The sequence below is a fragment of the Mesorhizobium sp. M0189 genome (genome assembly GCF_040322135.1).
In the GTDB taxonomy this organism is placed as follows: Bacteria; Pseudomonadota; Alphaproteobacteria; order Rhizobiales; family Rhizobiaceae; genus Mesorhizobium.
Genome location: NZ_JAMYSW010000017.1, coordinates 79,642 through 105,320, shown reverse-complemented (window position 1 = coordinate 105,320; position 25,679 = coordinate 79,642). Strand labels below are relative to the sequence as shown.

At 63.5% G+C, this 25,679-nt stretch carries 23 protein-coding genes and 1 pseudogene; 14 read left to right on the top strand and 10 right to left on the bottom strand.

Features of this window, described 5'->3' with window-relative positions; translation table 11 throughout:
• Positions 1 to 15 precede the first annotated feature (15 nt).
• The 3 genes from NKJ09_RS25910 to tauA all read right to left on the bottom strand — a co-directional run bounded on the left by NKJ09_RS25910 (position 16) and on the right by tauA (position 2,741).
• Positions 16 to 882: an ABC transporter permease subunit gene (locus NKJ09_RS25910; RefSeq protein WP_352481337.1), complete on the bottom strand. Its 867-nt coding sequence runs from the start codon at positions 880 to 882 to the stop codon at positions 16 to 18.
• Positions 879 to 1,652, bottom strand: a complete 774-nt coding sequence (locus NKJ09_RS25905) for a taurine ABC transporter ATP-binding protein (RefSeq protein WP_352481338.1) — start codon at positions 1,650 to 1,652, stop codon at positions 879 to 881. The genes NKJ09_RS25910 and NKJ09_RS25905 overlap by 4 nt, the downstream gene beginning before the upstream one ends.
• Positions 1,653 to 1,727: 75 nt before the next feature.
• Positions 1,728 to 2,741, bottom strand: coding sequence for a taurine ABC transporter substrate-binding protein (gene tauA / locus NKJ09_RS25900; RefSeq protein ID WP_352495419.1), 1,014 nt, complete (start codon positions 2,739 to 2,741; stop codon positions 1,728 to 1,730).
• A gap of 841 nt (positions 2,742 to 3,582) precedes the next feature.
• On the opposite strand from tauA, the gene NKJ09_RS25895 reads away from it, so the two are divergent.
• From NKJ09_RS25895 to NKJ09_RS25885, 3 genes are all read left to right on the top strand, one after another.
• Positions 3,583 to 4,035 (top strand): RrF2 family transcriptional regulator, encoded by a 453-nt coding sequence (locus NKJ09_RS25895; RefSeq protein WP_352495420.1) that lies wholly within the window; start codon positions 3,583 to 3,585, stop codon positions 4,033 to 4,035.
• Positions 4,036 to 4,096: 61 nt separating this feature from the next.
• On the top strand, positions 4,097 to 5,446 hold the full coding sequence (locus tag NKJ09_RS25890; protein WP_352481341.1) for an FAD/NAD(P)-binding protein: 1,350 nt from the start codon (positions 4,097 to 4,099) through the stop codon (positions 5,444 to 5,446).
• Between the two features lie 337 nt (positions 5,447 to 5,783).
• Complete coding sequence (locus tag NKJ09_RS25885; protein ID WP_352481342.1) at positions 5,784 to 6,134, top strand: winged helix-turn-helix transcriptional regulator; 351 nt, start codon at positions 5,784 to 5,786, stop codon at positions 6,132 to 6,134.
• A 111-nt stretch (positions 6,135 to 6,245) separates the two neighbouring features.
• On the opposite strand, the gene NKJ09_RS25880 is transcribed toward NKJ09_RS25885, so the two are convergent.
• Both NKJ09_RS25880 and NKJ09_RS25875 read right to left on the bottom strand, forming a co-directional pair.
• Positions 6,246 to 6,893 (bottom strand): cysteine hydrolase family protein, encoded by a 648-nt coding sequence (locus tag NKJ09_RS25880; protein ID WP_352481343.1) that lies wholly within the window; start codon positions 6,891 to 6,893, stop codon positions 6,246 to 6,248.
• Positions 6,890 to 7,219, bottom strand: a complete 330-nt coding sequence (locus tag NKJ09_RS25875; protein ID WP_023718782.1) for a hypothetical protein — start codon at positions 7,217 to 7,219, stop codon at positions 6,890 to 6,892. Before NKJ09_RS25875 ends, NKJ09_RS25880 begins: the two co-directional genes overlap by 4 nt.
• A 172-nt stretch (positions 7,220 to 7,391) precedes the next feature.
• Between NKJ09_RS25875 and NKJ09_RS25870 the strand changes: the two genes are divergently transcribed.
• The 8 genes from NKJ09_RS25870 to NKJ09_RS25835 all read left to right on the top strand — a co-directional run bounded on the left by NKJ09_RS25870 (position 7,392) and on the right by NKJ09_RS25835 (position 16,825).
• Positions 7,392 to 7,559 carry a hypothetical protein gene (locus NKJ09_RS25870; protein WP_352481344.1) on the top strand — a complete coding sequence of 56 codons (168 nt, stop codon included), beginning with the start codon at positions 7,392 to 7,394 and terminating at the stop codon, positions 7,557 to 7,559.
• A 416-nt stretch (positions 7,560 to 7,975) separates the two neighbouring features.
• On the top strand, positions 7,976 to 9,400 hold the full coding sequence (locus NKJ09_RS25865) for a pyridoxal-phosphate dependent enzyme (RefSeq protein WP_352481345.1): 1,425 nt from the start codon (positions 7,976 to 7,978) through the stop codon (positions 9,398 to 9,400).
• Entirely contained in the window at positions 9,397 to 10,578 is a 1,182-nt protein-coding gene (locus NKJ09_RS25860) for a cystathionine gamma-synthase (protein ID WP_352481346.1), read from the top strand. The genes NKJ09_RS25865 and NKJ09_RS25860 overlap by 4 nt, the downstream gene beginning before the upstream one ends.
• Positions 10,579 to 10,740: 162 nt before the next feature.
• Positions 10,741 to 11,718, top strand: coding sequence for a GlxA family transcriptional regulator (locus NKJ09_RS25855; RefSeq protein ID WP_352481347.1), 978 nt, complete (start codon positions 10,741 to 10,743; stop codon positions 11,716 to 11,718).
• A gap of 291 nt (positions 11,719 to 12,009) precedes the next feature.
• A complete protein-coding gene (locus tag NKJ09_RS25850; protein WP_023718786.1) occupies positions 12,010 to 13,314 on the top strand; it encodes a M24 family metallopeptidase in 1,305 nt (434 codons plus the stop codon).
• A 20-nt stretch (positions 13,315 to 13,334) separates the two neighbouring features.
• Positions 13,335 to 14,012 carry an isochorismatase family protein gene (locus tag NKJ09_RS25845; protein WP_352495421.1) on the top strand — a complete coding sequence of 226 codons (678 nt, stop codon included), beginning with the start codon at positions 13,335 to 13,337 and terminating at the stop codon, positions 14,010 to 14,012.
• Between the two features lie 16 nt (positions 14,013 to 14,028).
• On the top strand, positions 14,029 to 15,036 hold the full coding sequence (locus tag NKJ09_RS25840) for an alpha/beta hydrolase (protein ID WP_352495422.1): 1,008 nt from the start codon (positions 14,029 to 14,031) through the stop codon (positions 15,034 to 15,036).
• Between the two features lie 148 nt (positions 15,037 to 15,184).
• The gene (locus NKJ09_RS25835) at positions 15,185 to 16,825 is read left to right on the top strand and encodes an ABC transporter substrate-binding protein (protein ID WP_023718789.1); all 1,641 of its coding nucleotides are present in this window, start codon (positions 15,185 to 15,187) and stop codon (positions 16,823 to 16,825) included.
• A gap of 27 nt (positions 16,826 to 16,852) precedes the next feature.
• On the opposite strand, the gene NKJ09_RS25830 is transcribed toward NKJ09_RS25835, so the two are convergent.
• Both NKJ09_RS25830 and NKJ09_RS25825 read right to left on the bottom strand, forming a co-directional pair.
• A complete protein-coding gene (locus NKJ09_RS25830; protein WP_352495423.1) occupies positions 16,853 to 18,340 on the bottom strand; it encodes a pyridoxal phosphate-dependent decarboxylase family protein in 1,488 nt (495 codons plus the stop codon).
• A 25-nt stretch (positions 18,341 to 18,365) separates the two neighbouring features.
• Positions 18,366 to 19,451, bottom strand: a complete 1,086-nt coding sequence (locus NKJ09_RS25825) for a PLP-dependent cysteine synthase family protein (protein ID WP_352481351.1) — start codon at positions 19,449 to 19,451, stop codon at positions 18,366 to 18,368.
• 222 nt (positions 19,452 to 19,673) lie between these two features.
• On the opposite strand from NKJ09_RS25825, the gene NKJ09_RS25820 reads away from it, so the two are divergent.
• Positions 19,674 to 21,707 carry a transcriptional regulator gene (locus NKJ09_RS25820; protein WP_036244662.1) on the top strand — a complete coding sequence of 678 codons (2,034 nt, stop codon included), beginning with the start codon at positions 19,674 to 19,676 and terminating at the stop codon, positions 21,705 to 21,707.
• 126 nt (positions 21,708 to 21,833) lie between these two features.
• Here NKJ09_RS25820 and NKJ09_RS25815 read toward each other — a convergent pair whose 3' ends face one another.
• The 3 genes and pseudogenes from NKJ09_RS25815 to NKJ09_RS25805 all read right to left on the bottom strand — a co-directional run bounded on the left by NKJ09_RS25815 (position 21,834) and on the right by NKJ09_RS25805 (position 23,846).
• Positions 21,834 to 22,052, bottom strand: a complete 219-nt coding sequence (locus tag NKJ09_RS25815; protein WP_031212349.1) for a hypothetical protein — start codon at positions 22,050 to 22,052, stop codon at positions 21,834 to 21,836.
• A 134-nt stretch (positions 22,053 to 22,186) separates the two neighbouring features.
• Positions 22,187 to 22,879 (bottom strand): L,D-transpeptidase, encoded by a 693-nt coding sequence (locus NKJ09_RS25810; RefSeq protein ID WP_502901326.1) that lies wholly within the window; start codon positions 22,877 to 22,879, stop codon positions 22,187 to 22,189.
• A pseudogene (locus tag NKJ09_RS25805) lies at positions 22,876 to 23,846 on the bottom strand (ABC transporter substrate-binding protein). Before NKJ09_RS25805 ends, NKJ09_RS25810 begins: the two are co-directional and overlap by 4 nt.
• Positions 23,847 to 24,753: 907 nt before the next feature.
• On the opposite strand from NKJ09_RS25805, the gene NKJ09_RS25800 reads away from it, so the two are divergent.
• A complete protein-coding gene (locus tag NKJ09_RS25800; protein ID WP_031193957.1) occupies positions 24,754 to 25,143 on the top strand; it encodes a hypothetical protein in 390 nt (129 codons plus the stop codon).
• A 34-nt stretch (positions 25,144 to 25,177) separates the two neighbouring features.
• Entirely contained in the window at positions 25,178 to 25,612 is a 435-nt protein-coding gene (locus NKJ09_RS25795; protein ID WP_352481353.1) for a hypothetical protein, read from the top strand.
• Positions 25,613 to 25,679 lie beyond the last annotated feature (67 nt).

The following is a 25,679-nucleotide window of genomic DNA, read 5'->3' as shown; positions in this document are numbered from 1 at the left end:
ACGTCTCCGATCCGGTCACTCCCGCCCCGCCCACGGGACGAGCACCCGCTCGATCCTGCGGATGATGAATTCGAGCACGAAGGCAATGGCCGCGATCACCAGTATGCCCATCACCACCACGTCGGTGACGAGGAACTGGGCGGCGGACTGGATCATGAAGCCGAGCCCGCGCGTCGCCGCCACCAGCTCGGCGGCAACCAGCGTCGACCAGCCGGCGCCAAGCGCGATGCGCAGGCCGGTCAGGATCGAGGGCAGTGCGCTGGGTAGGATCACGTGCCGGACAAGCTGCGTGCGGGTCGCGCCAAGCGCGCGTGCCGCATTGATGCGTTCCTGCGAGACGCCGCGAACACCCGATGCCGTCGACAGCGCGACCGGCGCCAGCATGGCGATGGCAATCACCAGGATCTTGGACGGCTCGCCAATGCCGAACCAGATAATGATTAGTGGCAGATAGGCCAGCGGCGGGATCGGCCGCAGCAATTCGAGCAGCGGATCGAAGATGCCGCGCCCTATGATGCTGATGCCGATAGCCAGCCCGATGGGAACGCCGACGAAAACGGCCGCGATCAGCGCTGCAAATACCCGCCACAGACTGGCGGCGATATGCTGGAGCAGCGTCGCGTCGACAAAGCCGTCACGGGCGACGACGACAAATTTGTTCCAGACTGCCACGGGCGACGGCAGGAAAACCGGCGACACCAATTGCAGGCGGGCCGACAGTGCCCACGCCGCCAGCACCACCAGAACAGTGATCGCGCTGACCATGCGGGCCGAAACGCGGCTGCGTCTCGGCCGCGACCGCGACCATGGCACGGACAGCGCGTCGGCTCCGTCGTCGGCCTTGGAGCGCTGCGGCCGCTCGGTATAGGAGGTAACGGTCATGCTGCCTCTCCTTCGAAGATCGCATCGGTCAGCTCGCCGCGCGCCGCGGCGAAGGCGGGATCGGCCTTGATGCTGCGAATGGCCTCGCCGGCTGCATAGCGCCGGCTGAAGCCGGTTTCGAAACTCCGCACCACCCGCCCAGGGTCGGGAGCCAGCACAATGATGCGGGTTGCGAGCACCAGCGCTTCCTCGATGCCGTGCGTCACCATCAGCACGCCGACATTGCTTGCCGTCCACAGATCGAGCAGCGTTGTCTGCATGCGTTCCCGTGTCAGCGCATCGAGCGCGCCCAGCGGCTCGTCGAGCAGCAGGAATTGCGGCTCGGCCGCCAGCGCCCGGGCCAGGCCGACGCGCTGGCGCATGCCCCCGGAAAGCTCCCAGATGCGCTTGTCGCCGGCACCGTCGAGCTTCACCAGCGCCAGCAGCGCATCGGCGCGCCGCGCCCGTTCACTTGGCCCGACGCCGCGCAGCCTGAGCGCAAAGGCGACATTTTCCCGCGCGGTCAGCCACGGAAACAGCGCGTCGTTCTGGAACACGACGGCGCGGTCCGAGCCTGGCGCCGTGATCGGCCTGCCGCCTACCGTGGCGCTGCCGCGCACAGGCTCGACCAGGCCCGCAGCGACATTGAGCAGCGAGGTCTTACCGCAGCCGGAGCGGCCGACCAGGACAACGAAGTCATCCTTGGCGACGTCAATCGACACGCGTTCGACGGCCGGCGCCGGCTGGCCTTCATAATGAATCGAGACTTTGTCGAGCAGGAGATGCGTCATGTGGCGTCGCCGATATTCTGAATCTGCAGGCAACGCGCGCGTCAGGGAAGGGAGGACGCGCGCATTGAGCGGTCGCTAATTCGAGGCAAGCGCCTCGCCGACATATTTCGACGACACGTATTTCGAATAATCCGGCAGCACGGCGTCGATCTTGCCCTGCTCCTTGAGGAAGGCCGACGTCGCCTCGACTGCCTTGACCGTGCCGCCACCGAGGAACTTGTCCGAGGCCTGCTCCTCGAGCGTCGGGAAGACATAGCCCCTCAGCAGTTGCGGCACGTCTTCGAGCTTGGCCCCGGTGATCCTGGCGATCTTGGCCGCTTGCGGCGAGGACACCGACCATTGATCCGGCTTGGCCAGGAATTCGGCATAGGCAGCGCCCGTCATTTTGACGAAGTCGCGCACCGCCTCCGGGTTCCTTTCGGCGAAGTCGGTGCGCACGATCCAGGCGTCGAAAGTCGGCGCGCCCCAGGCGGCGACCTGCGAGGAATCCAGCACGACCTTGCCCGACGTCTTGATCTGGCCGAGTGCCGGATCCCAGACATAGGCGGCGTCGATGTCGCCGCGCGCCCATGCCGCCGCGATCTCCGGTGGCCGCAGATTGAGAATATCGACCGACTTCGGCTCGACACCCTCATGCTTCAGCGCCGCAAGCAGGCTGTAATGCGTCGTCGAGACGAAGGGTACCGCCACCTTCTTGCCGGCAAGGTCGGCGACCTTCTCGATGCCGGCGCCGTTGCGGGCGACAAGGGCCTCGGATTCGCCGATCAGCCCGACAATGAAGATGGTCTGGATGGGAAGCTCGCGGCTCGCCGCCGCCGCCAGCGGGCTCGAGCCGACATAACCGATGTCGACCGAACCGGAAGCGACGGCGGCGATCACGTCGGCGCCGGAATCAAATTTCCGCCAGTCGATTGCCGCCTTGGTCGCGCTCTCATAGGCGCCGTCGGCCTGCGGCACCTTCGAGGGTTCGACGACCGTCTGGTAGCCGATAGTGATCTTGAGGTCCTTCGCATGGGCTGGGCCGAGAAAGCCGGCACCAGCCAGAGCCGCCGAGGACAGGAGAACGACGCGTCGCGAAATAGTGGACATGAAAGGCTCCTTGAAAAGAGAAAAATCGGATCGCTCCCTCATAGTCAGCTAAGTCTATAAGGCTTGTAGAGTTAAATCCTTCCAACCATTGCCGTCTTGTTAGAAAAAAGCCGTGAGTGGCGCGGCGCGAAGGCGGATATGGCGGCTGCAGCGGGCCTCGGCCTAAGGTCTGTTGACGGTCAGGTCAGCCGAAACAGAGACGGAATGGCGCGCACTATTGGATCTGCATTCATTGGTCAGTATAGCGGCATCGATCCTCGGGTCTCCGCTGCGTCGCTGCTTTGAACAATGGCGCAGCACCTCAATTGCCTTCTTGGCTCCACCTCGCCTCTGGCTTCGCTGTCCGTTGGAGCGACCGGCGATTGCGCCCTCAGCCGCAAACAAGAATTTTCCGTTTTGGCCCGTTCACCGGCAAATCCATGCTGCGAACGGCCGAACAATTGAAAGCGAATTTCCTGTGCTCGGGGTTAAGTCTAGTATTCTTATGGACATTGAAGGAACGGAGAGGACGATGAACGACGCCACCCTCCTTGTTGCCACGCGCGGCATGCTTTGGCCTTCAAATTCAGGGACAGAAGCTGCTGTCGGCCGGTCGGGACATTCCTGTCGCCGGCCAGTTTGCCGGTGTCCCATTGGCGGCGGCTCCTGTGCTCGTAGGGCACAAGCCCCGGCCAAAATGGCCATTGCGGCTTGAAAACGAAACAAAATCAACGTTTCTTGGCTTGTATATCATGTCACTAGAATTTATCTGTAGTGACAGCTTGGACGCGGCGGGGAGGCACGCCAGGCGTTTCGCAACCGATGGCCTTGGGTCATCGCATGACAGAGAAACGTTCGGGTTATGCTCACGAAAAAAGGTAAGTACGGCCTCAAGGCGCTCGTTCATCTGGCGCGCCTGCCGGTTGGACAGCTCGCCTTCGTCAACGACATCGCCCGCGCAAACAATATTCCGAAAAAGTTCCTCGATGCCATCCTTGGCGAATTGCGCAATGCCGGTTTCGTCCAGAGCCGCAAGGGCAAGGAGGGCGGTTATCGCCTGGCGCGCCCAGCGGACGAGATCAAGGTCGGGCACGTCGTGCGCGTGCTCGACGGGCCATTTGCCCCCATTCCTTGCGCCAGCCGCACCCAGTATCAGCGCTGCGAAGATTGCAACGAGGCGACATGCCAAGTCCGACATCTGATGCTGGAGGTCCGGCAGGCCATCGCCGAGGTGCTGGACCAGCGCAGCCTCGCCGAGATGCGCGACATCGCCGGCGACGAAGACCTTTCGGTGCCGTTGAAAATCCAGGCCTGAATCAACAAAGCCTGACCCGAGAATTCCGGAACCAATGGCTCCCAAGACAATTGGTGCGCGCATGACCGGACGCGCAAATTCGATCATTCCAACTTCGATCATCATTGTCGGTGGCGGCGCCAGCGGCGTCGTGCTTGCCGCGCATCTGCTGAAGTCGCCCAATCCCGATCTCCGCGTCAGCCTGGTCGAAAAACGCCCGCATTTTGGGCAAGGCATGGCCTATTCAACGCTGCTCTCAGCCCATGTGCTGAATGTCAGCGCGTTGGGCATGAGCGCCTATGCCGACGATCCCGGCAATTTCTCGCGCTGGCTACTTGAACGCGGCCTGGCAACGCCGGAACAGGCACCGGTCTATGCGCCGCGCAGCGTCTACGCCCGCTATCTCAAGGAGCTGCTCGACGAACTCGAGGCGCGTGAGCAGCAGACGGGCCGGCTGCGCCTGATCCGCGAGGAGAGCCTGTCGATCTCGCCGACCGCGTCCGGCGTCGAGGTGGCGCTGGCCAACGGCACCAGCGTGGTTGCGCATCTTGCCGTGCTGGCGACCGGCCATGACGAGGAGCCGGGGGCGGGGCAGGGCCACGCGATCAGGATGGGATCCGAGGCCGACAGCGCGCTCGACCCCGAAGCCCGAGTCCTGGTGCTGGGCACGGGGTTGAGCATGGTCGATGCCTTTCTGTCGCTCGAGCAGCGCGGTCATCGCGGCGCGATCGTCGCGGTGTCGCGGCGCGGCCTGCTGCCTTCGCCGCATCGCAAGGGCAATCCCATCAAGCTCGACGTTGCCGATATCCCGCTCGGCACCCAGCTTTCCTATTTCGTCGGCTGGTTCCGCGACCTGATCCGGGAAAACCAGAAGGCCGGCATCGACTGGCGCGACGTCGTCGACGGTCTGAGGCCCTTCAACCAGAAGATCTGGCAGAACTGGCCGTCCTCGGCCAAGCGCCGCTTTGTCGAGCACACCAAGGCGTGGTGGGACATCCACCGCCATCGCATGGCGCCGCAAGTCTACGCCCGCGTTACGGAGGCGGTGCAGGCCGGCCGCATCCGGCTTGTCGCCGGCCGCATCGTCGACATCGCCGCAGGCTACACCGTAGAGGTCCAGTCCCGCCACACGCAGCGCCTCGAAAGGTTCGATGTCGCCCGCATCTATGATTGCACCGGCATCGCCAGGGATATCTCGACCACCTCGAACAGCGTGGTGCGGTCGCTGGTCGACCGTGGGCTGGCACGGCCGGATCCGCTGCGGCTCGGCCTCGATGTGACCGCGGACTGCGAGGTCATCGCCGGCGATGGCACAGTATCGGCCAAGATTTTGGCGGTCGGGCCGCTGACGCGCGGCACCTTCTTCGAGATCGACGCCATTCCCGATATTCGCGTGCAGTGTGCGCGGCTAAGCAAGCGATTGCTCGGATAAGGCCCCCTTTGTCTTGACGCAATTTCGGATGCAAGACCGCCGCCGTTGGGTGAAAAGATCTCGACCGCATAACCTCGCGGTGAAGGCGAACCAGGGTGCGGGAGCTAGCTCCGCCAGAAGCCGACCGGCCAGCCCGTGGTGGTCGAGACAGCCGGGTTGGCGATGACGATCGCCACACGTTTCGGCTGTTGCGCGTTGACCGGATTGGCGTCGCGTACGCTCATCTTCGTTCTCCTCCATGGATTTTGTGGCCGGCGAGGCCGTGAGCCGCGACCCCTGGCCAGATGACCGGGCGAATTCTGCTTCCGTCGTCACCATGCCTTGCCTACCATGGCGCATGACCCAACGCGGAAGACTCTACGGCTGCCCGGTCGAGTTCGCGCTCGACGCGCTCGGCGGCAAATGGAAGACGGTGATCCTGGCGCACGTCAAGGAACAGCCGATGCGCTATTCCGACCTGCGCCGGCTGATCCCCTCGCTCTCGGACAAGATGCTGACGCAGCGCCTGGCCGAGCTTGTCGAGATCGGCTTCGTCACGCTCGAGATGTCGCCCGACGGCAAGGGGCGCTACGCCTTGACCGGGCGCGGTGAAGATCTCGCCGCCGCGCTCCAGGCGCTCTACGACTGGGGAAGCGTGCATGGCCGCGCCGAGGGCGTGCGTTTTCGCACCGATAGCGCAGCCACCTAGATCAATTCCGGGAAGCGCGGAGCGGTTTTCTGTCCGCAATTGCGAGACAAAGCGATGGAGCGGTTCGACGTTTGCGTGAAAGGGTGGATCGCTCTAGCAAGCCGACTGTCCTCAACCCGGTCCGGCAAGCGCGCTGCAGAAGCTGGCGACATCGGTGACAACGGCTTCGCCGAGGAAGCGTAGCGTCGCCATCGAGCGGTCGCGCGCCTCGCGGTTGCCGAAGCCACAGGCATCCTCGATGACCACGGCGACAAAGCCATTGTCGGTCGCCTGGCGAACGGTTGGCTCGATGCCGATCTCCATGGCGATGCCTGCGAGCGCTATCGTGCGCACGCCGCAATCGCGCAAGGCAAAGCCGAGCGCGGTGGAATCGAAGGCCGACATCGTGAGCTTGTCGAACACCGCCTCGTCATCGCGGGGTTCCAGCTCGGGCACGATCCGCGTCGCTTCGGCGTCGCGCGGGAACCACGGCTCAACTGTGTCGGGGCTGTCGCGCCGCTGCCAGGCCATGGCGGTGCGCAGCTGCGTCGCGCCCATCCATTTGCGCGGCAGCGACAGATGGCGCGTGAACGCCACCCGCATTCCGGCCACGCGCGCCGCTTCCAGCACCGTGCCGGTGCGCTCGACGATGGTGGCGGCGCCGGCCACCTGGCGGCAGATGCCGACCTGCATGTCGTAGACCACCAGCGCCGTGCGGCGCGGATCGCACCACTCAGCCAGGCTGGCCGGGATTTCGATCCCGTCGCGCGACCGGATCATGCCGCCGTCCGGTCCCACGGCTTGGCGATGTCGACGGTCGGGTCGAACAGGAATTCCAGCGGCAATGGCGCGTCGAAGGCGATGAAGTGCCATTCCAGCAGCCCGGCCTTGGACAGCGGGAAGTCCTCGGTGTAGCGCCGCGCTTCCGCGACGCTGTCGAGCTCGAAGACGATGATGACGCCGCCAATATCGCCGCGCGCATAATTCTCGCGCACGATCCCCGCCTTCCAGAGCCGCCAGACGTTCGACACTTCGTCGCGCAAATAAGGCCGCAGGTCGTCGAGCGTGACGCCGGGCTTGAAATTGTCATAGGCAAGAATCTTCATCGGCCATTCCTTGCATTGCTGTTCGACCAGCGCCGGGTAGCATGGCGGAATCAGCGGCGGCAACGAACGAGATGGTGCGTTGAAACGGCCGCACGATTGCCGTTCTGTGCCGTGCGACCCTACGGACGGCCAGGCGGCCGCGGTATAGTTTTCGCTGAGGAGGAAAAGCGCAGTGACCATCGAAAGGCTGAACCCCGAGGGCATGCACAGCAACCCGGCCTATTCGCAAGGCGTGTCGCTGCCGCCATCCGCGCGCATCGTGCTGGTCGGCGGCCAGAATGGGGTCGACGCGCAAGGCCGGATCGTCGCCAGGGACGATCTCGCTGCGCAGACCGCTTAGGCGCTCTCCAACCTGGCAAAGGTGCTCGAAGCCGGTGGGGCAAAGCCTGAAGACCTCGTCAGCCTCTCGGTCTATATCGCCGGCGACCTGGACATAGGGCCGGCCTTCGGCGCCTGGATGGCCTTCTGGGCAAACCGCGGCGTGCCCCGATCATCAAAGTGCTGCGCGTCGCCGGCCTCGGTAATCCGGATTTTCTGATCGAGATCGAAGCCCAGGCCGCGATCGCCTGAACCCTAAGCAGGTTCTGCAAATCTTTTGCCCAGCCTCGAGGCTGGCGAAGCTTTCGCGAAATTCCATTCCCCTGCTGGCGGCCGGATTGGCACGATCTATCTTCTTTACAACTGCAAACGGCTGGAAAAGACGGTAGGTTGCCGTCTTCCAGGGCGGTTGCTCATTCTGGCAACGGAGCATCTGACATGAGCAAGCACAAGATCGTGGCACCGGACGACGCATCGTCCCGCTTGCGCCCGCCCTATGCCTCGGTTCTCGATCTGATCGGGCAGACGCCGGTCGTCGAGCTGACCAAATTCGACATCGGCAAGTGCCGGCTGTTCATCAAGCTCGAAAGCCAGAATCCCGGCGGCTCGATCAAGGACCGCATCGCGCTGTCGATGATTGCCGCCGCCGAAAAACAGGGCAGACTGAAGCCCGGCGGCACCATCGTCGAGGCGACCGCCGGCAACACCGGTCTCGGCCTCGCCCAGGTCGGCATCCCCAAGGGCTACCGCATCATCCTCGTCGTTCCCGACAAGATGTCCCGCGAAAAAATCCAGCATTTGCGCGCGCTCGGCGCCGAAGTGCGCATGACGCGCTCCGATGTCGGCAAGGGCCATGCCGAATATTACCAGGACATGGCCGAAAAGATCGCCGTCGAGCTGCCCGGCGCCTTCTATGCCAACCAGTTCGCCAACCCGGCCAATCCGCTGGCTCATGAAACCACGACCGGACCGGAAATCTTCCAACAGCTCGAAGGCGACGTCGACGCGGTTGTCGTCGGTGTCGGCTCCGGCGGCACGCTGACCGGGCTCGGCCGCTATTTCGCGAAAGTCTCGCCGAAGACCGAGATGATTTTGGCCGATCCGGTCGGCTCGGTGCTGGCGCCTTTGATCAAGACCGGCAAGATGGTAGAGGCCGGAAGCTGGACCGTCGAAGGCATCGGCGAGGATTTCGTCCCGCCCAATGCCGATCTGTCGCTGGTCAGGAAGGCCTATTCCATCCCCGACAAGCAGAGCATGCTGGCGGTGCGCGACCTGCTTTCGAAGGAAGGCATCCTCGCCGGCTCGTCTTCCGGCACGCTGCTTTCGACGGCGCTCCGCTATTGCCGCGAGCAGACCGTGCCGAAGCGCGTCGTCACCTTCGTCTGCGACAGCGGCAACAAGTATCTGTCGAAAGTGTTCGACGACTTCTGGTTGGCCGAACAGGGCCTTGCCGAGCAGGAGCAGCATGGCGATTTGCGCGATCTGGTGATGCGCTCGCATCGCACCGGCGACACCGTGTATGTCGGCCCCGACGAAAGCCTGCTCAACGCCTATGGCCGCATGCGCCGCTCGGATGTTTCGCAGCTGCCGGTGCTGGACGAGGGCAAGCTCGTCGGCATCATCGACGAAAGCGATATCCTGGCCAAGGTCGAAGGCCCCTATGACAGCCGCTGGGACCGCTTCAAGGCCCCGGTCAGTACGGCCATGACCTCTACCCTGCACACGCTGCAGGCCAGCCAGACGCTGGATGCGCTGCTGCCGGTGTTCGACCGCAACGAGGTCGCTATCGTCTTCGATGGCGACGAATTCATTGGCCTGATAACCCGTATCGACCTGATCAACCATCTGAGGCGCGCCCGATGACCGTCAAAGCCACCGTATCGGGCAGGAACCGCCTCGCCTTCTCGACGCGCACCATCCATGGCGGCCAGAGCCACGACCCGACGACGGGCGCGGTGATGGTGCCGATCTACGCGACCTCGACCTATGGCCAGCAGAGCCCGGGCGTGCACAAGGGTTTTGAATATGCCCGCAGCCAGAACCCGACCCGCTTTGCCTTCGAGCGCGCTGTGGCCGACCTCGAAAGCGGCACAGCCGCCTTCGCCTTCGCTTCGGGGCTGGCGGCGATCGCCACTATTTTCGAACTGCTCGATTCCGGCGCCCACATCGTCGCCACCGACGACATCTATGGCGGCACGTTTCGGCTGCTTGAGCGGGTGCGCAAGCGCTCGGCCAACCTCCAGGTCGACTTCGTTGACTTCACTGATCTTGCCGCGGTCGAAGCGGCGATCCGCCCGGAAACCAAGCTGCTCTGGGTCGAGACGCCGACCAATCCACTGCTGCGTGTCGTCGATCTCGAAGGCGTCGCGGCATTGGCCAGGCGCAAAGGCGTGCTGTCGGTCGCCGACAACACTTTCTGCAGCCCCTATCTGCAGCGGCCGCTGGAGCTCGGCATCGATATCGTTGTTCACTCGACGACGAAATACCTCAACGGCCATTCCGACATGGTCGGCGGCGTCGCCGTGGTCGGCGACAACAAGGATCTCGCCGATCGGCTGAAGTTCCTGCAGAACGCCATCGGCGCCATTTCCGGGCCATTCGACAGTTTCCTGGCGCTGCGCGGCCTGAAGACGCTGGCGCTGAGGATGGAGCGTCATTCGTCGAACGGCCAGAAGATCGCGCACTGGCTGGAAAGCCGCCCCGACATCCGCCGTGTTATCTATCCCGGCCTGCCCAGCCATCCGCAGCACGCCATCGCCAGGCGGCAGATGCACGCCTTCGGCGGCATGATCACCATCGAGCTCGACCGCGACCTCGCCGGCACCAAGCGCTTCCTCGAGCACACGCAACTGTTCACGCTGGCCGAAAGCCTCGGCGGCGTCGAAAGCCTGATCGAGCACCCCGCACTGATGACGCACGGCTCGATCCCGGCGAAAAAACGCGCGGAGATCGGGATATCCGATTCGCTGGTGCGCTTGTCGGCCGGCATCGAGGATGGCGACGATCTGATTGCGGATCTGGATCAGGCGCTGGCGAGTTGAGCCCGGTAACAAGAAACCTTGCGAGACGTCGGCAGGACAGAGGGGGGTGAAGGATCACCGACAAGCGACAATTGTTCTGTGTCGCGCCCCGCACGCTATTCCGTTGACCCAGGCCAATTCTGCCTGAATTGTAGCGACCCGATCCTCCCGGCTCCGGAAGCTATGAACAACCGACAACGCAACCAACCGACGGCAAGCGAAGCCCCTCTCACCTTCGCCGTCCTGGTCTTCCCTGGCTTTCCGATGATGGCGTTCAGCTCGGTGATCGAGCCGCTCCGCGCCGCCAACGTGCTGGCGAAGCGGAACTGCTATCGCTGGATAATCGTCGGCGCCACCGAAGGCCCGGTCGAGGCTTCTAATGGCGTCGTCATCCAGCCCGGCTTTGCCGCCCATGACGCGCCGAAGGTCGATCGTGTCGTCGTCTGCTCGGGCGGCGATGCCGATCATCTCGTCGCGCACGATGCGGTGAGCTGGATCCGCAGGAGCCTGCGCGGCGGCGCCCATATCGGCGCGGTGGCGGATGCCGCCTTCTTCCTGGCTCGGGCCGGCCTGCTCGACGGCCATGCCTGCACCTTGCACTGGACCAGCCAGGGGGCTTTCATCGAAGCGTTTCCGGATATCGAGCTCAGGCGCGATCTCTATGTCATCGACCGCAAGCGCTTCACCTCGGCCGGCGGCGTCGGCAGTCTCGACATGATGCTGGAGATCATCACCAACGATTATGGCGCCGAGCTTGCGGCCGGCGTCGCCGAATGGTTCGTGCACAGCCCGCTGCGCTCCAGCGTCGACCGCAAGCTGATGCCGCTCAGGCTGCGGACCGGCGTGCAGAACGAACTGGTGCTGTCGGCCATCGCCATCATGGAGGATGCGGTCGAAGAGCGGCTCGGCATGGCGGAACTGGCCAACAAGCTCGGCGTCTCCTCCGATAAGCTCGAACGCAATTTCCGCTCCGAACTCAGCATCTCGCCCAACGGCTACTACCGCCGTCTGCGCCTCAAGCGCGCCGCCGACCTGCTGGCGCATTCGACGCTGATGGTGCGCGACGTGGCGCTGGCCTGCGGCTTCGCCTCGATGTCGAGCTTTGCCCGCGCGTTCCGGGAGGAGCATGGCCACGCGCCGAAGGTGATGAGGAGGCACTAGCGGCGTTAATCGCTCCACGCTGAGTTCCCGCCCACCCCCCTCTGGCCTGCCGGCCATCTCCCCCTCAAGGGGGGAGATTGGTAGCTTCGCAAGCAAAGCTCACTCGACAACTTTGGAGATTGGCGAAAGCTGAAGTGACGTCCAATCTCCCCACCTGAGGGGGAGATGGCCGGCAGGCCAGAGGGGGTGCTGTCCGGCCAGCCTGTCTACGGCATCCAGCACAACATTTGCGGTTTTCCGCACAACGCCCGCACGTCCTTTGCTCCATGGTCTCGCTTCCAGGAGGCACCCATGAGCATCGTCGTTTTCGACCCCGACAGCACCGAGGACGTTGACTTCAAGGACCGCATGCGGCATCCGGCTGCGGCCGATCCGGCCGGCGGCATGTGGTTGTCGGATACCGAGCCGTCCTTCATCAATGCCGACGCGCTGCGCAAGGGGCGACTGGTCAAGCTGCGCGCGTGGATGCGCGAGGCCGGCTATGGCGGCGTCGTGCTGTTCGACCCCTACAACCAGCGCTACGCCACCGGCTCGCGCAACATGTTCGGCTATTTCCTGCGCAACTCGACGCGCTACTTCTTCATCCCGACCGAAGGGCCGATCGTGTTGTTCGAATATCCGCAGAGCTACCATGTCTCGATGGTGCTCGACACGATCGACGAGGCGCGGCCGTCGAAGCTGGTCTGGTCTTCGGTGTCGGGCCGTGACGACGAAACAGCCGGCCCGTTCGCCGATGAGATCGCCGAATTGCTCAAGGCGCATGGCGGCGGCTCGATGAAGCTCGGGCTCGACCGCTGCAGCCATCTGCAGGCACTGGCGTTGGAAAAGCGCGGCTGCGACGTCCGGGATTGCCAGGGCGAGATTTTGGCGGTGCGCGCGGTCAAGACGCCAGAGGAAGTAAAATGCCTGCAGGTGTCGATGGCTGGCGCCGAGGCTGCGGTCTATGCGGTGCGCGAGGCGATCAAGCCCGGCGTATCCGAAAACGAGTTGTTCGCCATCATGTATGGCGAGGTGATCCGCCAGGGCGGCGAATTCATCGAAACCCGTTTACTGACCTCGGGCCAGCGCACCAACCCATGGTTCAATGAGGCGAGCGGCCGCAAGATCAGGCCGGGCGAACTTCTGGCGCTCGATACCGACACGATCGGCTGCTACGGCTATTATTCGGACTTTTCGCGCACCTTCCGCTGCGGCCCGGGCAAGCCGACCGATTATCAGAGATCGCTCTACCGCATGGCGCACGATCAGGTTCAGCACAACATCGGGGTCGTCAAGCCGGGCATGGCGTTTCGCGAGATTGCCGAAAAGGCCTGGAAGATCCCGGACCGCTTCGTCGACCAGCGCTACACCTCGGTCATGCACGGCGTCGGCATGCATGGCGAGACGCCGTTCATCGCGCATGCCATGGATTACGAGACCTATGGCCGCGACGGTGTCATCGTGCCCGGCATGGTGGTCAGCGTCGAAAGCTATATCGGCGAAAAGGGCGGCCGCGAGGGCGTCAAGCTGGAGGACGAGATCCTGATCACCGAGACCGGCACCGAACTCCTGTCGCGCTTTCCCTATGAGGACGATTTCCTTGACAGGCACGTTTGAGTGCTGACAGGCAGTTTTGCATGAAAAGCCCGATCTCGATCAAGCGCGGCAAGGCGGCGGCGGTGTTCATCGATCTCCAGGAGGAGCATCGGCGGGACAAGCGCTATCTGGTCGAAGGCTATGGCGACATTCTCGCCAACGTCCAGCGGCTGCAGCAGGCGGCTCGGGCCAACAATGTGCCCCTGTACCACTGGGCCTATATCGTCGATCTCGCCACGGCACGGCCGTTCCACCCGGTCGAGGCCAACGGCAAGTCGGCGTTTTCCGACAAGGACGATCCACTGACGGCGATCTGTCCGGAAGTGGGCCCGGCGACAGGCGAGACGATGCTGGTCAAGACCGATGCCAGCGCCTTCCGCGCGGGGCCTGCCGCCGAGCGGCTGAAGGCCGATGGCGTCGAGTGGCTGGTCGTTGCCGGCGTCTGGACCGAGGCCTGCATCGATGCCACCGTAAAGGACGCGGTGGCGCTCGGGTTTCGCGTGCTGCTGGTCAAGGATGCCTGCGGCAGCGGCAGCACGGCGATGCATCAGACGGCCATTCTCAATCTCGCCAACCGGCTCTATGGCGGCGCCGTCACCACCACCGACGGCGCCTGTCGGCTGCTGGCCGGCGAGACGGTCGAAGGCTGGCAGGTCGAGGGCTCGGTGCCATTGCGCTTCAGCTACGAAAACGCCGCCCGCCTCTACGCCGAGCTCTGAGCGGGACCGCGCCGCGATGATCACCGAGGCCGATCGACCAGAAACGACAGAGCGCGGAAAATACCAAACGCTGCTCGATCCGGAGCTGTGGGCCTATATCGACCGGGTCAATGAGTCGTATCCGCCCGAGATCGTCTACATGCCGATCGACAGGCAGCGGGCGGTCTATGACGCCATGTGCCGGGCGTTCCGCGAGCCCTATCCGTCCGGTGTCAAGGCCAGCGACAGCGCGGTTCCTGCCATTGACCATGCGATCCCGGTCCGGCGTTACCAGATGGCGGGCACGGCGCCACAAGCGATGGTCGTCTATTATCACGGCGGCGGCTTCGTCCTTGGCGGGCTCGACAGCCATGACGACATCTGCGCCGAGATTTGCGCCGGCACTGGCTTTCCCGTTCTGTCCGCAGACTACCGGCTGGCGCCCGAGCATCTGCATCCGGCGGCCTTCGAGGATGCGCTGGCCGTATTCGAATGGGCTGCGGCGACGACCGGCCTGCCGCTCGTACTCTGCGGTGAGAGTGCCGGCGGCAATCTTGCTGCCGCAGTGGCGCAGGCGACACGCCGCCATCCTCGCCATGCGATCGGCCAGGTGCTGATTTATCCCGAGCTCGGCGGTGACGAGCTAGACGGCCCCGAGCTGGACAGCAAAGAGCGCGCCGGCTCCTATGTCGAGCACGCAGAGGCGCCACTGCTGACATTGCGCGACGTCGAATTCTATCGGCATATCCGGGCAGGGAAGGGGCAGTCGCCGGAAGACCCGACATTTTCGCCGCTCGGCGATACGGACTTCTCTGGCCTGCCGCCGACCGTCGTCATCACTGCCGAATGCGACCCGCTGTCGGCTGACGGCAAGGCCTATCGCGATCGCATCCTTGCCGCCGGCGGCAAGGCATGGTGGCGCGAAGAGCCGCGGCTGGTGCACAGCTTCCTGCGCGCCCGCAAAACCGTACCGCGCGCCGGCCAGGCGTTTGAGCGCATAATCGCGGCAATAGCCGCGCTGGGCGGAGGTGATTGGCCTGAGTGACGCGGACCGTCCTCCAATCTCCACTGTCGCGGAACAGCGCACAACAACTGCGGAAACCCGAACACTGCTTCGGTCAGGCCAGCCCTATCATCACGCCACGTAAGGAGCCCGCATCCGCGATGCGCCGGCCCGACAGGGAGGATTTACGATGAAGTTCATGCTGACCGACCGGAAATTGCATCCGCAGGCGGAGCCCGTCGCCGATGGCTTCAAGAAAGGCCAGATGAACCGGCGCGAATATCTCGCCACCATGGCTGCGCTCGGCGTCAGCGCTGCCGGCGCGCTGGCGCTGGGCGGGCTTGCGCCGTCACCGGCCAGGGCCGAGGAACCGAAGCGCGGCGGCATCTTGCGTGTCGCCATGAACGTCAAGGGCTGGAAGGATCCGCGCACTTTCGACGGCGTCGAGATGTCCAACGTCGCCCGCCAGTGCAACGAATATCTGGTGCGCTGGAAGCGCGACTTCACCTTCGAGCCATGGCTGCTCGAGAGCTGGGAAACCAGCGACGACGCCCGCGTGCTGACGCTGCATGTCCGCAAGGGCATCACCTGGTCGAACGGCGACACCTTCAACGCCGACGACGTGATCCACAATCTGACGCGCTGGTGCGATGCGTCCGTCGCCGGCAATTCGGTCGCCGCGCGCATGGGCGCACTGGTCAACGCCGATACCAAGAAGGCCGTCGACGGCGGCATCGAGCGCGTCGACGATTTCATCGTCCGGCTCAATCTGCCCAAGCCCGACATTTCGCTGATCGCCGGCATGGCCGACTATCCGGCGCTGATCATGCACCGCAGCTATGAAGGCGACGGCGATCCGCTGAAGGCATTGGCGATCACTACCGGGCCTTGCGAACTCGTCGCATGGGACGCCGAGGTCGGCGCCGAAGTCCGCCGTAAGGACAAGCCATGGTGGAAGGGCGACTTCTACCTCGACGGCATCAAATGGGTCGACTACGGCTCCGATCCCAACGCCATGCTGTCGGCCTTCGAATCGGGCGAGATCGACACCGACCATGAAACCGCCTCCGACACGGTTGCGCAGACCGACTCCATGGGCCTGAGCAATTCGGAAATCGCCACCGGCTCGACCATCGTCGCGCGTTTCAACATCGGCAATCCGCCCTATGACGACATCAAGGTGCGCCGCGCCGCCCAGCTCGCGGTCGACAACGCCGCCGTGCTGAAGATCGGCATGGACAATCGCGGTAAGCCTGCCGAGAACCATCACGTCGGGCCGATGCATCCCGAATATGCCGATATCGGCCCGGCCGTCCGCAACACCGATCAAGCCAAGGCCCTGCTCGCCGAGGCCGGCAAGGCCGACCACGAATATGAACTCATCTCGGTCGACGTCGACTGGCAGAAGAGCACCGGCGACGCCATCGCCGCGCAGATGCGCGAGGCCGGGCTGAAGATCAAGCGCACTGTGCTGCCGGCCGCGACGTTCTGGAACGATTGGAGCAAATATCCCTTCTCCTGCACGGAATGGCTCGGCCGGCCGCTCGGCGTCCAGGTGCTGGCGCTCGCTTATAAGTCTGGCGCCGCGTGGAACGAGAGCGCCTATGCCAATCCGGAGTTCGACACTCTGCTCGACAAGGCCCTAGCGATGCCTGATCCCGGCGCCCGCAAGGAGCTCATGGCCAAGATCGAACAGAATCTGCGCGATTCCGGCGTTATCATCCAGCCCTACTGGCGCTCGGTTTACCGCACCTACCGCAAGGGCGTCCATGGCTGCGAGCAGCACCAGTCGCTCGAGCAGCATTTCGAGAAGGTCTGGCTCGATGCCTAGTCTCGCCGCTCGAAAGAAAGGCCGGCGTTAGCCCGTCGCGTCCGTCGCTGAAATCTCCTGCCCGAGCCGCACCGTTTCCCGGATCAGCAGGTCAAGATCGTCGCGACGGGTGCGGTGGTTGTTGATCGCCACCCTGAGGCAATGCTGGTCATGCACTGTCGTGTCGGAAATGGCGGCGATGCCTTCTTCCTGCAGCCTCAGCATGATCTCGGTGTTGAGCGCCTTCTGCCTCTCTCCCGTCTGCCCGTCGCCGCGGTGGCGAAAACAAACGATGTTAATGTTCACCGGTGCCACCAGTTCGAGAGCCGGTTCCGCCTCGATCAGCGCGCTGAGATGATGTCCCTGCGCAATGTTCTGATCGATCAGCCGGCCGAACTTTTCGATGCCGTGCTCTCTCAGCGCCATCCACACCTTCAGCGCGCGGAAACCGCGTGACGTCTGCAAGCCGAAATCGTGCAGCCAGTGGCCGGAGGCGAGTCCGCGCGGGGTCGATTCCAGATATTCCGGCGTCACCGCGAACGTGCCGCGATGCGCGGAGGCATCCCTGATCAGCGCGCAGCCGACCTCGAATGGCGCGTGCAGCCATTTGTGCGGATCGAGCGCGATTGAGTGGGCGCGTTCAATGCCGGCAACGCGATGCGAATTGTCCGGCGCAATCGCAAGCAGGGCGCCGATGCACCCGTCGACATGGAACCACAGATCCTCTTGTGACGCCAGGTCTGCCAGCGCTTGCAGATCGTCGATCGCGCCGGTGTTCACCGTGCCGGCCGTGCCGATCACGCAGGCCGGCTTGAAGCCCGCGTTACGGTCCTCGACAATCGCCGCCCGCAACGCAGCGATGTCGATGCGCAGCCCCGCATCGCTCGGGATGCGACGCAGTGCCCGGTTGCCGAGGCCGAGCGCCTCCATCGCCTTGCGATGGCAGGAGTGAAGCTGGTCGGAGCCATAGAAACGCAGTGGCTTGTCGATGCCGGCAACCCCGTGCTCGCGTATGTCGATGCCCGCCTTGGCGTTGCGCGCCACGGTCAGCCCGATGATGTTGGCCATCGAGCCGCCGCTGACCAGCGTGCCGCTGGCCGATTGCGGAAAGCCCATCATTTCCTTGCACCAGTCGACGACCTGGTTGTCCATCAACGCGGCGGCATGGTTGCCGCCGCCGAGATTGGAGCCCTGGATCGCCGCCAGGAAATCGCCGAGCGCGCCGGTGAAATTGCTAGAGCCCATATACCAGGACCAGAAGCGCGGATGGATGTTGCCCATCGGATAGGGCATCAGCTTCCCTGTGACGTCGCCGTAGATTTCGGCCAGCGGAGCCGGCGAACGCGGCAGCGGCGCCGTGAAGAAAGTCCTCACATCAACCGGCATCTCCTGCCACACCGGACGCTCTCTGACATCGCGCAGGTAAGCGACGGCATCGTCGACGATCCGATGCGACAGGACCTGCACGTCGGCCCAGTTCGAGGGGTCAAGCGTTTCCTCGGTGGCCGTGATGGCCAATCCAGGCCTCGTGTCCATACAGGCCGCTCCCGATGTGCCGCCGTCACGCCGGAAACTGGCAGCCGGGCGTCGACTGCGAAAGCGCAGTCTCCTCGGCGTCCATCTCGGCTTCGATGCCGTCGAACAGCGGTGTCGTCATGTAGCGTTCGCCAGTATCGGGCAGCATGCACAGGATCACCGAGCCGGGCGCCGCCTTTTCCGCGATCTGCCGCGCCACAGCGAAGGTCGCTCCGCCGGAGATGCCGGTGAAAATCCCTTCCTTCTGCGCCAGCGCCTTGGCCCATTTCATGCCCTCGGGCCCGGCAATCGGCACCACCTCGTCATAGAGGCTGGCGTCGATCGCCTCTTGCAGCACGTCCGGAATGAAGTCGGGCGTCCAGCCCTGGATCGGATGCGGCTCGAAGGCCGGATGGCTGGCGGCAGGCGCGCCACCGGCGCCGCGCTGCTGCGGCTTGCCGCTGCCGATCAGCTGCGCGTTGGCCGGTTCGGCGAGCACGATCCGGGTCTCCGGACGCTCCTGCCGCAGCACGCGCCCGACGCCGACGACGGTGCCGCCCGTGCCATAGCCGGTGACGAAGCAGTCGAGCCGCGAGCCGGCGAAATCGTTGATGATCTCGCGCGCCGTCGTCGCCTCGTGAATGGCGGCGTTGGCCTTGGTTTCGAACTGGCGGGCCAAAAACCAGCCATTGGCTTCGGCCAGCTCCACCGCCTTCTTGTACATGCCAAAACCCTTCTGGGCGCGTGGCGTCAGCACCACCTTGGCGCCCAGCATGCGCATCAGCTTGCGGCGTTCGATGGAAAAACTGTCGGCCATCGTCACCACCAGCGGATAGCCCTTCTGGGCGCAGACCATGGCAAGGCCGATTCCGGTGTTGCCGCTGGTCGCCTCGACCACGGTCTGGCCCGGCGTCAAGGCGCCGCTGCGCTCGCCTTCCTCGATGATGTTGAGCGCCAGCCGGTCCTTCACCGAGGCGGCGGGATTGAAGAACTCGGCCTTCACATAGATCGTCGCATGATCCGGTCCGAGATTGTTGATGCGGATCACCGGCGTATCGCCGACCGTGTCGAGAATGCTGTCGAACAGGCGGCCGCGCCCGGCGGTGGTTCTGATTTTCTGTTGATGCAACATCTCGATCTCCTCGCTTCGTCGTTGTCTCTTGTCGTCACGGGCCGGTTACAGACCGGTGGCTTGGGCGGCGAGGTTTCGAGACCTTGCCGCACTACATTTGCCTCCCGGCAATGTGGCCATGGCGGCATCCGGCGCGGAAATTCGCCGCCGGATGCACCGTGTCGCGTTTGGTGATAAAACAAAGGCCGACTGGCCAGCGTGGGAGCAGGCGTGGAAACGCACGTGGAATCCACCCGATCGGGCCTCGACGGCGAGGTGACCGGCCTTTCCGTGCGCCTGCTCGGCCCGCTGACGATCGCACGCAACGGCATCATCATCCAGCTCCCAAAATCGCGCAAGCTGCGTGCGCTGCTCGCCTATTTGGCGCTGGCGCCGCATCCGGTCGGCCGCAGCCGGCTCTGCGAGCTTTTGTGGGACGTGCCGAACGACCCGCGCGGCGAACTCCGCTGGTGCCTCAGCAAGCTTCGAGGCGTTCTCGACGAATCCGATCGGAGCAGGATCGAGGCACAGGGCGACACGGTCGCGCTCGACCTGAACGGTGTATCCGTGGATGCCGTGGAGATTGCCTCCGCCGCGACGAAGGGAATAGAGACGCTCGAGCTCGAACGCCTGCTGGCGCTTTCCCGGCTGTTCGCCGGCGATTTCCTCGACGGGCTGGAGATCGACCGCAGCCCGCATTTCAACAGCTGGTTGACCGCTCAGCGCCGCCGCTTCAGCTCATGCCACGCGGCGGTGCTGCAACAGCTTGTCGAGCGTCTCCCCAGCGATTCCGATGACGTGTCCGCGCACCTCGAAAAATGGCTGGAGCTCGCTCCGTTCGACGGCCGTGTGCATCTGGCCTTGCTGACGAGGCTCGCCCAGCGCGGCCAGTTCGGCGCGGCCGAGGAGCATATTGCGGCCGCCGCACGGCACTTCCAGTCCGAAGATCTGGATTTCGGACCCGTTCGCGACGCATGGCGGACAATCCGCTGTCAGCACGGCGCGTCATCATGGGTGCAGCCGGCCGTTCCGCTCTCGGTACCTCCTATCATGCTTGCCGATCCCAACGCCGCAACGTCGCGCAAGGCTTCGCTTGCGGTGATGCCGTTTATTGAACAGGCCGGCATCGGCGGCGTTCCTGGTGGCCCTCGCGGAGGGATTGCCGACGGCCTGACCCACGACATCATCACCCGCCTGGCCAAGCTCAGGGATTTCTTCGTCATCGCGCGCGGCTCGGTGTTTGCCTTGGCGGAGAAAAACATCGCGCCCGAAGATGCCGGGCGGCGGCTCAACGTCGACTATGTCGCCACGGGCATGGTGCGCTGCCAGGCGGGCCGCGTCACCGTTGCTGTCGAGCTGGTCGAAGTGCGCACCGCCAGGATAGTCTGGGCCGAGACGTTCGAGCGCAAGCCGGACGACATCTTTGCCGTGCTCGATGATATCGGCAACAGCATCGTCTCGTCGATCTCGGCCGAGATCGAGACGGTCGAGCGCAACCGCGCCATGCTGAAGGCGCCCAATTCGCTGAACGCCTGGGAGGCCTATCACCGCGGCCTGTGGCACATGTACCGCTTCACCCGCGCGGAAAACGAGCAGGCCCGGCATTTCTTCGACCTGGCCTTGAAGCTCGATCCTACCTTCGCCCGCGCTTATGCCGGGCTCTCCTTCACTCATTGGCAAAATGCCTTCCAGCGCTGGGGCGACCGCGATCAGGAGAGCGCCATGGCCTTCGAGGCAGCCGGCCAGAGCCTTCTCGTCGATGATCACAATCCGGCCGCGCATTGGGCCATGGGGCGGGCGCTGTGGCTGCGCGGCGAGCAGGACGGCTCCCTCATCGAGCTGGAACGCGCCGTCGACCTCAGCCCTAATTTCGCGCTTGGCCACTATGCCCTGTCTTTCGTCCACTCGCAGTCCGGCGACCCGAAGGCCGCGATCGGCTCATCCGACCATTCCAGGCATCTGAGCCCCTTCGATCCGCTGCTGTTCGGCATGCTGGGCGCCAGGGCGATGTCGCATGTCCGGCTCGGCCAGTTTGACGAAGCCGCCGAATGGGCGCTGAAAGCAGCCGCGCGTCCCAACGCCCATGCCATCATCCTGGCAATCGCCGCGCATTGCCTTGCGCTGGCGGGACGGCTGGACGAGGGTCAAGGTTTCGCCGCCGCGTTGCGCAAGACGCTGCCGAACTACTGCGCCGATGATTTCATCGGCACCTTCCGCTTCGAGCCGGACGCCGAGGCGCTGTTCCGGCAAGGCGCCAAGCGGATCGGGCTGAGGTGAAGCAGGCGCGGTTAGCCCGGGTTCTCTAAACCGCTCATCGCGGCTGGCCGCCCCCAAACATCGTCATGTCCGCAGCCCAAGGCGCCAATGGTCAGATCGGTCGCAAAATTCGTCGACCGGAGCGGGTCAGACGGGCTCAACGGATTTGACATTGCCGTCGGTATCCACGAGGCAGCTTGTCTTCTTGCCGCTGGCATCGAGTTCGACCTGGTAGGTCTTGGAATCGAGCTTGCTTGATGAAACCGGAAGTATCTTGGTGCTGTCGACGCCGCTGGCCTTGGCGACCGCATTGGCGCAAAGCAGCTGAAGGTCCGCCGGCGCCGTTTCGACCTTGGTCCTGGACATCTGGTCCTGCGGCGGCGGCGATGGCGCGCTGACGCAAGCGCCAAGGGCTCCAGCCAGGAATCCAATTGCTGTCGCCCGAATCGAAGTTCTCACTGCATTTTTTGCCGACATTGCTTGTCCCTCTCCGAATGCCCTCACACGCCTTTGTAAAGTGCCGCCCCCTGCATGAGGACGATGACCTTGGCCCCGACCTTGACGCGGGATGCGAGATCGACGATGTCGTCGTTCCTCATCCGGATACATCCCGACGACACGTCGAGCCCGATCGTCCAGGGCTCCGGGGTGCCGTGTATCCGGTAGATCGTGTCCTGGTCGCGCTCATAGAGGTAGAGCGCCCTTGCGCCGAGCGGGTTGTCCGGCCCCCCCTTCATGCCTCCGGCATATTTCACCGCCTTTGGATCGCGAGCGACCATTTCGGCCGGAGGTGTCCAGGTCGGCCACTCCGCCATACGGCCGACGCGCACGATGCCGGCCCAGCCAAACCCCTCCCGGCCCACGCCGATACCATAGCGCATGGCCTGCTGACCCGGCTGCACAAGGTAGAGAAAGTGCTGGTTGCCATCGATGATGATCGTGCCCGGCACTTCCGCGGTGCGGAACTTGACCATCTGCAGACGAAATGCCTCGGGCACTTCATTATGCGCGGCATAGTATTTGCGCGCCTTGGTGCGATCGTAGTCCACCCATTTGTGGGTTTTCGGGTCAAAAACCTGTGTTCCCGCAGCCACCGCCGCCACCGCGACAAGACCGAACGCTACCGCGACAATTGTTGCAAGGGAGCTCCGCTGGAGAGTGGCGCGCCCCACGGTCATCAGATTTCGGGTCATGGATTTGCCCACCCGTGCACCCGGGCGCCTTGTGCGGCAACCCATTGTTTGGCGTATTCGTAAGGATCCTGACGCTCCACCTGGAGCGCATAACTCATCTTGGTGATTTCCTCGGGCTTCAGCTCGACCCGTTCCAGGAACGCCACCACGTTCGGATATTTTGTGCGCAGCGAGGTGGCGTAGGCGATATGGAAATGGGCGGTATCCCATGACACCGGCGCACTGGACTTCGAGACCCAGAGCGGGTCCTCTGACGGCAGTACGATCTTCCACCTTGCCGGATCGAAGGGCGGCTCGGTAAGCCGGACAATGTCGTGCAGCTCAAAGACGTAGTGCGGCGCGTAGCAGGCAAACACCATTGGATGATCCGTGGCGACCGCGGCATCGACAGCCGCCATTCCGGCATCCTCGGGCGTCTCCAGCAAGGTCATTGTCTTGGCATAACCATAGCTGTTGGCGCGGACGCGCTCGATAGCGGTTGAGGACCAACCCTCAGCGCCTATCCAGAGTTCGCCACGCCCGTCACCGTCGGTATCCAGCGCGGCGGTTTTCTTCGGGTCGCTGAGATCCGAAACGTCGTGAATTCCAATTTGTCGGCTGCTTCACGCGTCGCGCATATGCCTTGCCAGGCCGGCACGCCAATGGGGCTGATGGCCACCGTGCCGGCACCGTCCACATACTTCTTCACCAGATTGTCGAGGTTGGGCAGCCAGATTTCGGGATGAATATCCACCTCACCCGAATTGAGGCCGGCAAAGGCGATAAGCGTCCCCATCTCGCGCACGTCGGCATCAAGCCCGAAATTTTCCTTCAGGCTGACCTTGAGGATGTTTGCCGTGGCCTGGCCCGACGGCCAGTTCGGCATCGCAATGACGAGATCAGCCGCGTGGACCGGGATGTTTAGCGCCAGCATCGTCAACGCTGCCAGCGACATTTGCCGCAGGCACTGCCGAAATCGGTTGTGCATCTCTTCCCCCCTCGCTTCGGTGCTGAAATGAACCGGGACGGGAACAAACTGTCGCGGCAAGCACCGGGTTGTGACACCAGCCCCATCTTCCGACGGGCAACTGCTGAAGGTGTGGCAGTGCGTTAGCCAAAGAGAGCGCCTTCACGTGCCTCCCCTGCACGCTACCCGATGACAATCCGACTGGGAAGATGCTCACAACGCGGCCGCGGCGCCCCCACTGCGCCTCTATGCGGCACGCCGCAGCGTTGAAAAAGTCGAATGATTGAGCGGCGTTTCTTTCGGCCTGCGCAACGGCTTGGCTGGATTCGAAAAAAATACCACAATAGATTCGGATTATAGCGATCATATAAGAAGCGATGCCGTCGCGCTATTTTACAAGGCTGTGCGAAAATTCGCAATAACATATGAAACTACTTGCAATAACACCAGATAAAGAGGAATGAAGCTAAGAGCGTATTCCGCACACTTGCTTCCGATCATATTTCAGAATCTGCTAAGATAGCCGGCGCTGGTTCCGAATTATTAAGCATTTACAAAATTCATCCCCGCAATATTGGGTTTTTCCTTGCCGCAGGCCGAATCGGATGCAACTTTTTAGAAGCACAGCCGCGTCAGCGGATTGTTGAAGCATGCTTGGGCGGACGGGGCACTAAGCATGGAGAGGAATATTGACATTCGCTAATGCGGCGGCCCCCGCTGGGAGCGTTCCCTCCCACGTAAGAGATTACGGCAACCGTCGACTAAGTCGTCGAATGCATCGCCCACAGCCTGGCTCTCGTTCGATGGCTGGCGAAGCTTTGCCCTCCTCCGATTGGCGCCAGCCTTCGCGGCAAAAGCGGCGATCGCCGCCTGCAATGGCCTTCCGATATGGACGATGTCCGCCGCCAGCCAGTCGGAGGAATGAATCATGAAACTCGTAATCTGTGCGGCCTTGGCCACTGCTTTGATGGCAATCTTCGGTTGTACCACCGACGACTACGATGGTTGTCGCGGAAAGGGCTGCCTGGTTGATCGGTCCCATAAAGGGAGCCGGAAGATAGACGACCGGCCGCAGTTCGACAGGAACGGCAATCCCAACTTCGATACCAGGGGCCGTTACATCGGCTGCCATGGGCTCGGATGTAAAGTCGACGATCCTGATGACGGGGATCAAAGCATCGACGACAGGCCGCAGTACGACAAGGAAGGCAATCCGAACTTCGATACGCAAGGCAACTACCAAGGCTGCCGCGGCATCGGCTGCGAGGTCGATACACCGGACGATGACAACTCATCGGACGACGACGATTCCGATTAGTGGACCCTCCAATACGAACGAAGAGGATGCCCTCATGTTTGAATCCAACGGTCTTATCCCGCGATGTGCCAAAATCGTGATGATCGGCCTCATGGGGTTGGGAATGACGCTGACCTTCGCTTTCGCCGCGAATGGTGCCTGCGACGGCGTAAAGGTCGATGTGACGAAGGCGCGCAAGCAGGAATATGCCCCCCTCGTTGCCTCGGCGTTGGACAACAAGGTCAAGCCAGCTCGGGTGAAGTTCATCACGATCATGGAGAACGGCAACTGGAGCGCCGCCTACGTCTCCACGCCGGTGAGCGACGACGGCGTGATGTTCTTCCAGACGGTCGACGGAAAAAAGCAATTTCGCGACGTGTGGGGCGGCTATGCCGACCCGTCGGAAAAACCTGAACTGGTATCCTGGGCGAAGAAGCTCGGAGCGCCGCAAGATCTGGCAAGGTGTTTTGCCGAGGAAGTTACGGAATGACGGTGATGATCGCTGGAATTGCCGCTGACCGTGGTGCAGGGGGAGAATGATTGGTGAGCGCTCCGGG

Excerpts from the sequence above, each read along its gene's own strand:
- NKJ09_RS25880 (WP_352481343.1), bottom strand. The coding sequence starts at position 6,893 with ATGATCCGGTCGCGCGACGGGATCGAAATCCCGGCCAGCCTGGCTGAG.
- NKJ09_RS25825 (WP_352481351.1), bottom strand. The coding sequence starts at position 19,451 with ATGTTGCATCAACAGAAAATCAGAACCACCGCCGGGCGCGGCCGCCTG.
- NKJ09_RS25910 (WP_352481337.1), bottom strand. The coding sequence starts at position 882 with ATGACCGTTACCTCCTATACCGAGCGGCCGCAGCGCTCCAAGGCCGAC.
- NKJ09_RS25905 (WP_352481338.1), bottom strand. The coding sequence starts at position 1,652 with ATGACGCATCTCCTGCTCGACAAAGTCTCGATTCATTATGAAGGCCAG.
- NKJ09_RS25850 (WP_023718786.1), top strand. The coding sequence starts at position 12,010 with ATGAGCATCGTCGTTTTCGACCCCGACAGCACCGAGGACGTTGACTTC.
- NKJ09_RS25890 (WP_352481341.1), top strand. The coding sequence starts at position 4,097 with ATGACCGGACGCGCAAATTCGATCATTCCAACTTCGATCATCATTGTC.
- NKJ09_RS25860 (WP_352481346.1), top strand. The coding sequence starts at position 9,397 with ATGACCGTCAAAGCCACCGTATCGGGCAGGAACCGCCTCGCCTTCTCG.
- NKJ09_RS25810 (WP_502901326.1), bottom strand. The coding sequence starts at position 22,879 with ATGACCCGAAATCTGATGACCGTGGGGCGCGCCACTCTCCAGCGGAGC.
- tauA (WP_352495419.1), bottom strand. The coding sequence starts at position 2,741 with ATGTCCACTATTTCGCGACGCGTCGTTCTCCTGTCCTCGGCGGCTCTG.
- NKJ09_RS25885 (WP_352481342.1), top strand. The coding sequence starts at position 5,784 with ATGACCCAACGCGGAAGACTCTACGGCTGCCCGGTCGAGTTCGCGCTC.
- NKJ09_RS25840 (WP_352495422.1), top strand. The coding sequence starts at position 14,029 with ATGATCACCGAGGCCGATCGACCAGAAACGACAGAGCGCGGAAAATAC.
- NKJ09_RS25835 (WP_023718789.1), top strand. The coding sequence starts at position 15,185 with ATGAAGTTCATGCTGACCGACCGGAAATTGCATCCGCAGGCGGAGCCC.
- NKJ09_RS25800 (WP_031193957.1), top strand. The coding sequence starts at position 24,754 with ATGAAACTCGTAATCTGTGCGGCCTTGGCCACTGCTTTGATGGCAATC.
- NKJ09_RS25855 (WP_352481347.1), top strand. The coding sequence starts at position 10,741 with ATGAACAACCGACAACGCAACCAACCGACGGCAAGCGAAGCCCCTCTC.
- NKJ09_RS25815 (WP_031212349.1), bottom strand. The coding sequence starts at position 22,052 with ATGTCCAGGACCAAGGTCGAAACGGCGCCGGCGGACCTTCAGCTGCTT.
- NKJ09_RS25795 (WP_352481353.1), top strand. The coding sequence starts at position 25,178 with ATGTTTGAATCCAACGGTCTTATCCCGCGATGTGCCAAAATCGTGATG.
- NKJ09_RS25845 (WP_352495421.1), top strand. The coding sequence starts at position 13,335 with ATGAAAAGCCCGATCTCGATCAAGCGCGGCAAGGCGGCGGCGGTGTTC.
- NKJ09_RS25875 (WP_023718782.1), bottom strand. The coding sequence starts at position 7,219 with ATGAAGATTCTTGCCTATGACAATTTCAAGCCCGGCGTCACGCTCGAC.
- NKJ09_RS25865 (WP_352481345.1), top strand. The coding sequence starts at position 7,976 with ATGAGCAAGCACAAGATCGTGGCACCGGACGACGCATCGTCCCGCTTG.
- NKJ09_RS25895 (WP_352495420.1), top strand. The coding sequence starts at position 3,583 with ATGCTCACGAAAAAAGGTAAGTACGGCCTCAAGGCGCTCGTTCATCTG.
- NKJ09_RS25830 (WP_352495423.1), bottom strand. The coding sequence starts at position 18,340 with ATGGACACGAGGCCTGGATTGGCCATCACGGCCACCGAGGAAACGCTT.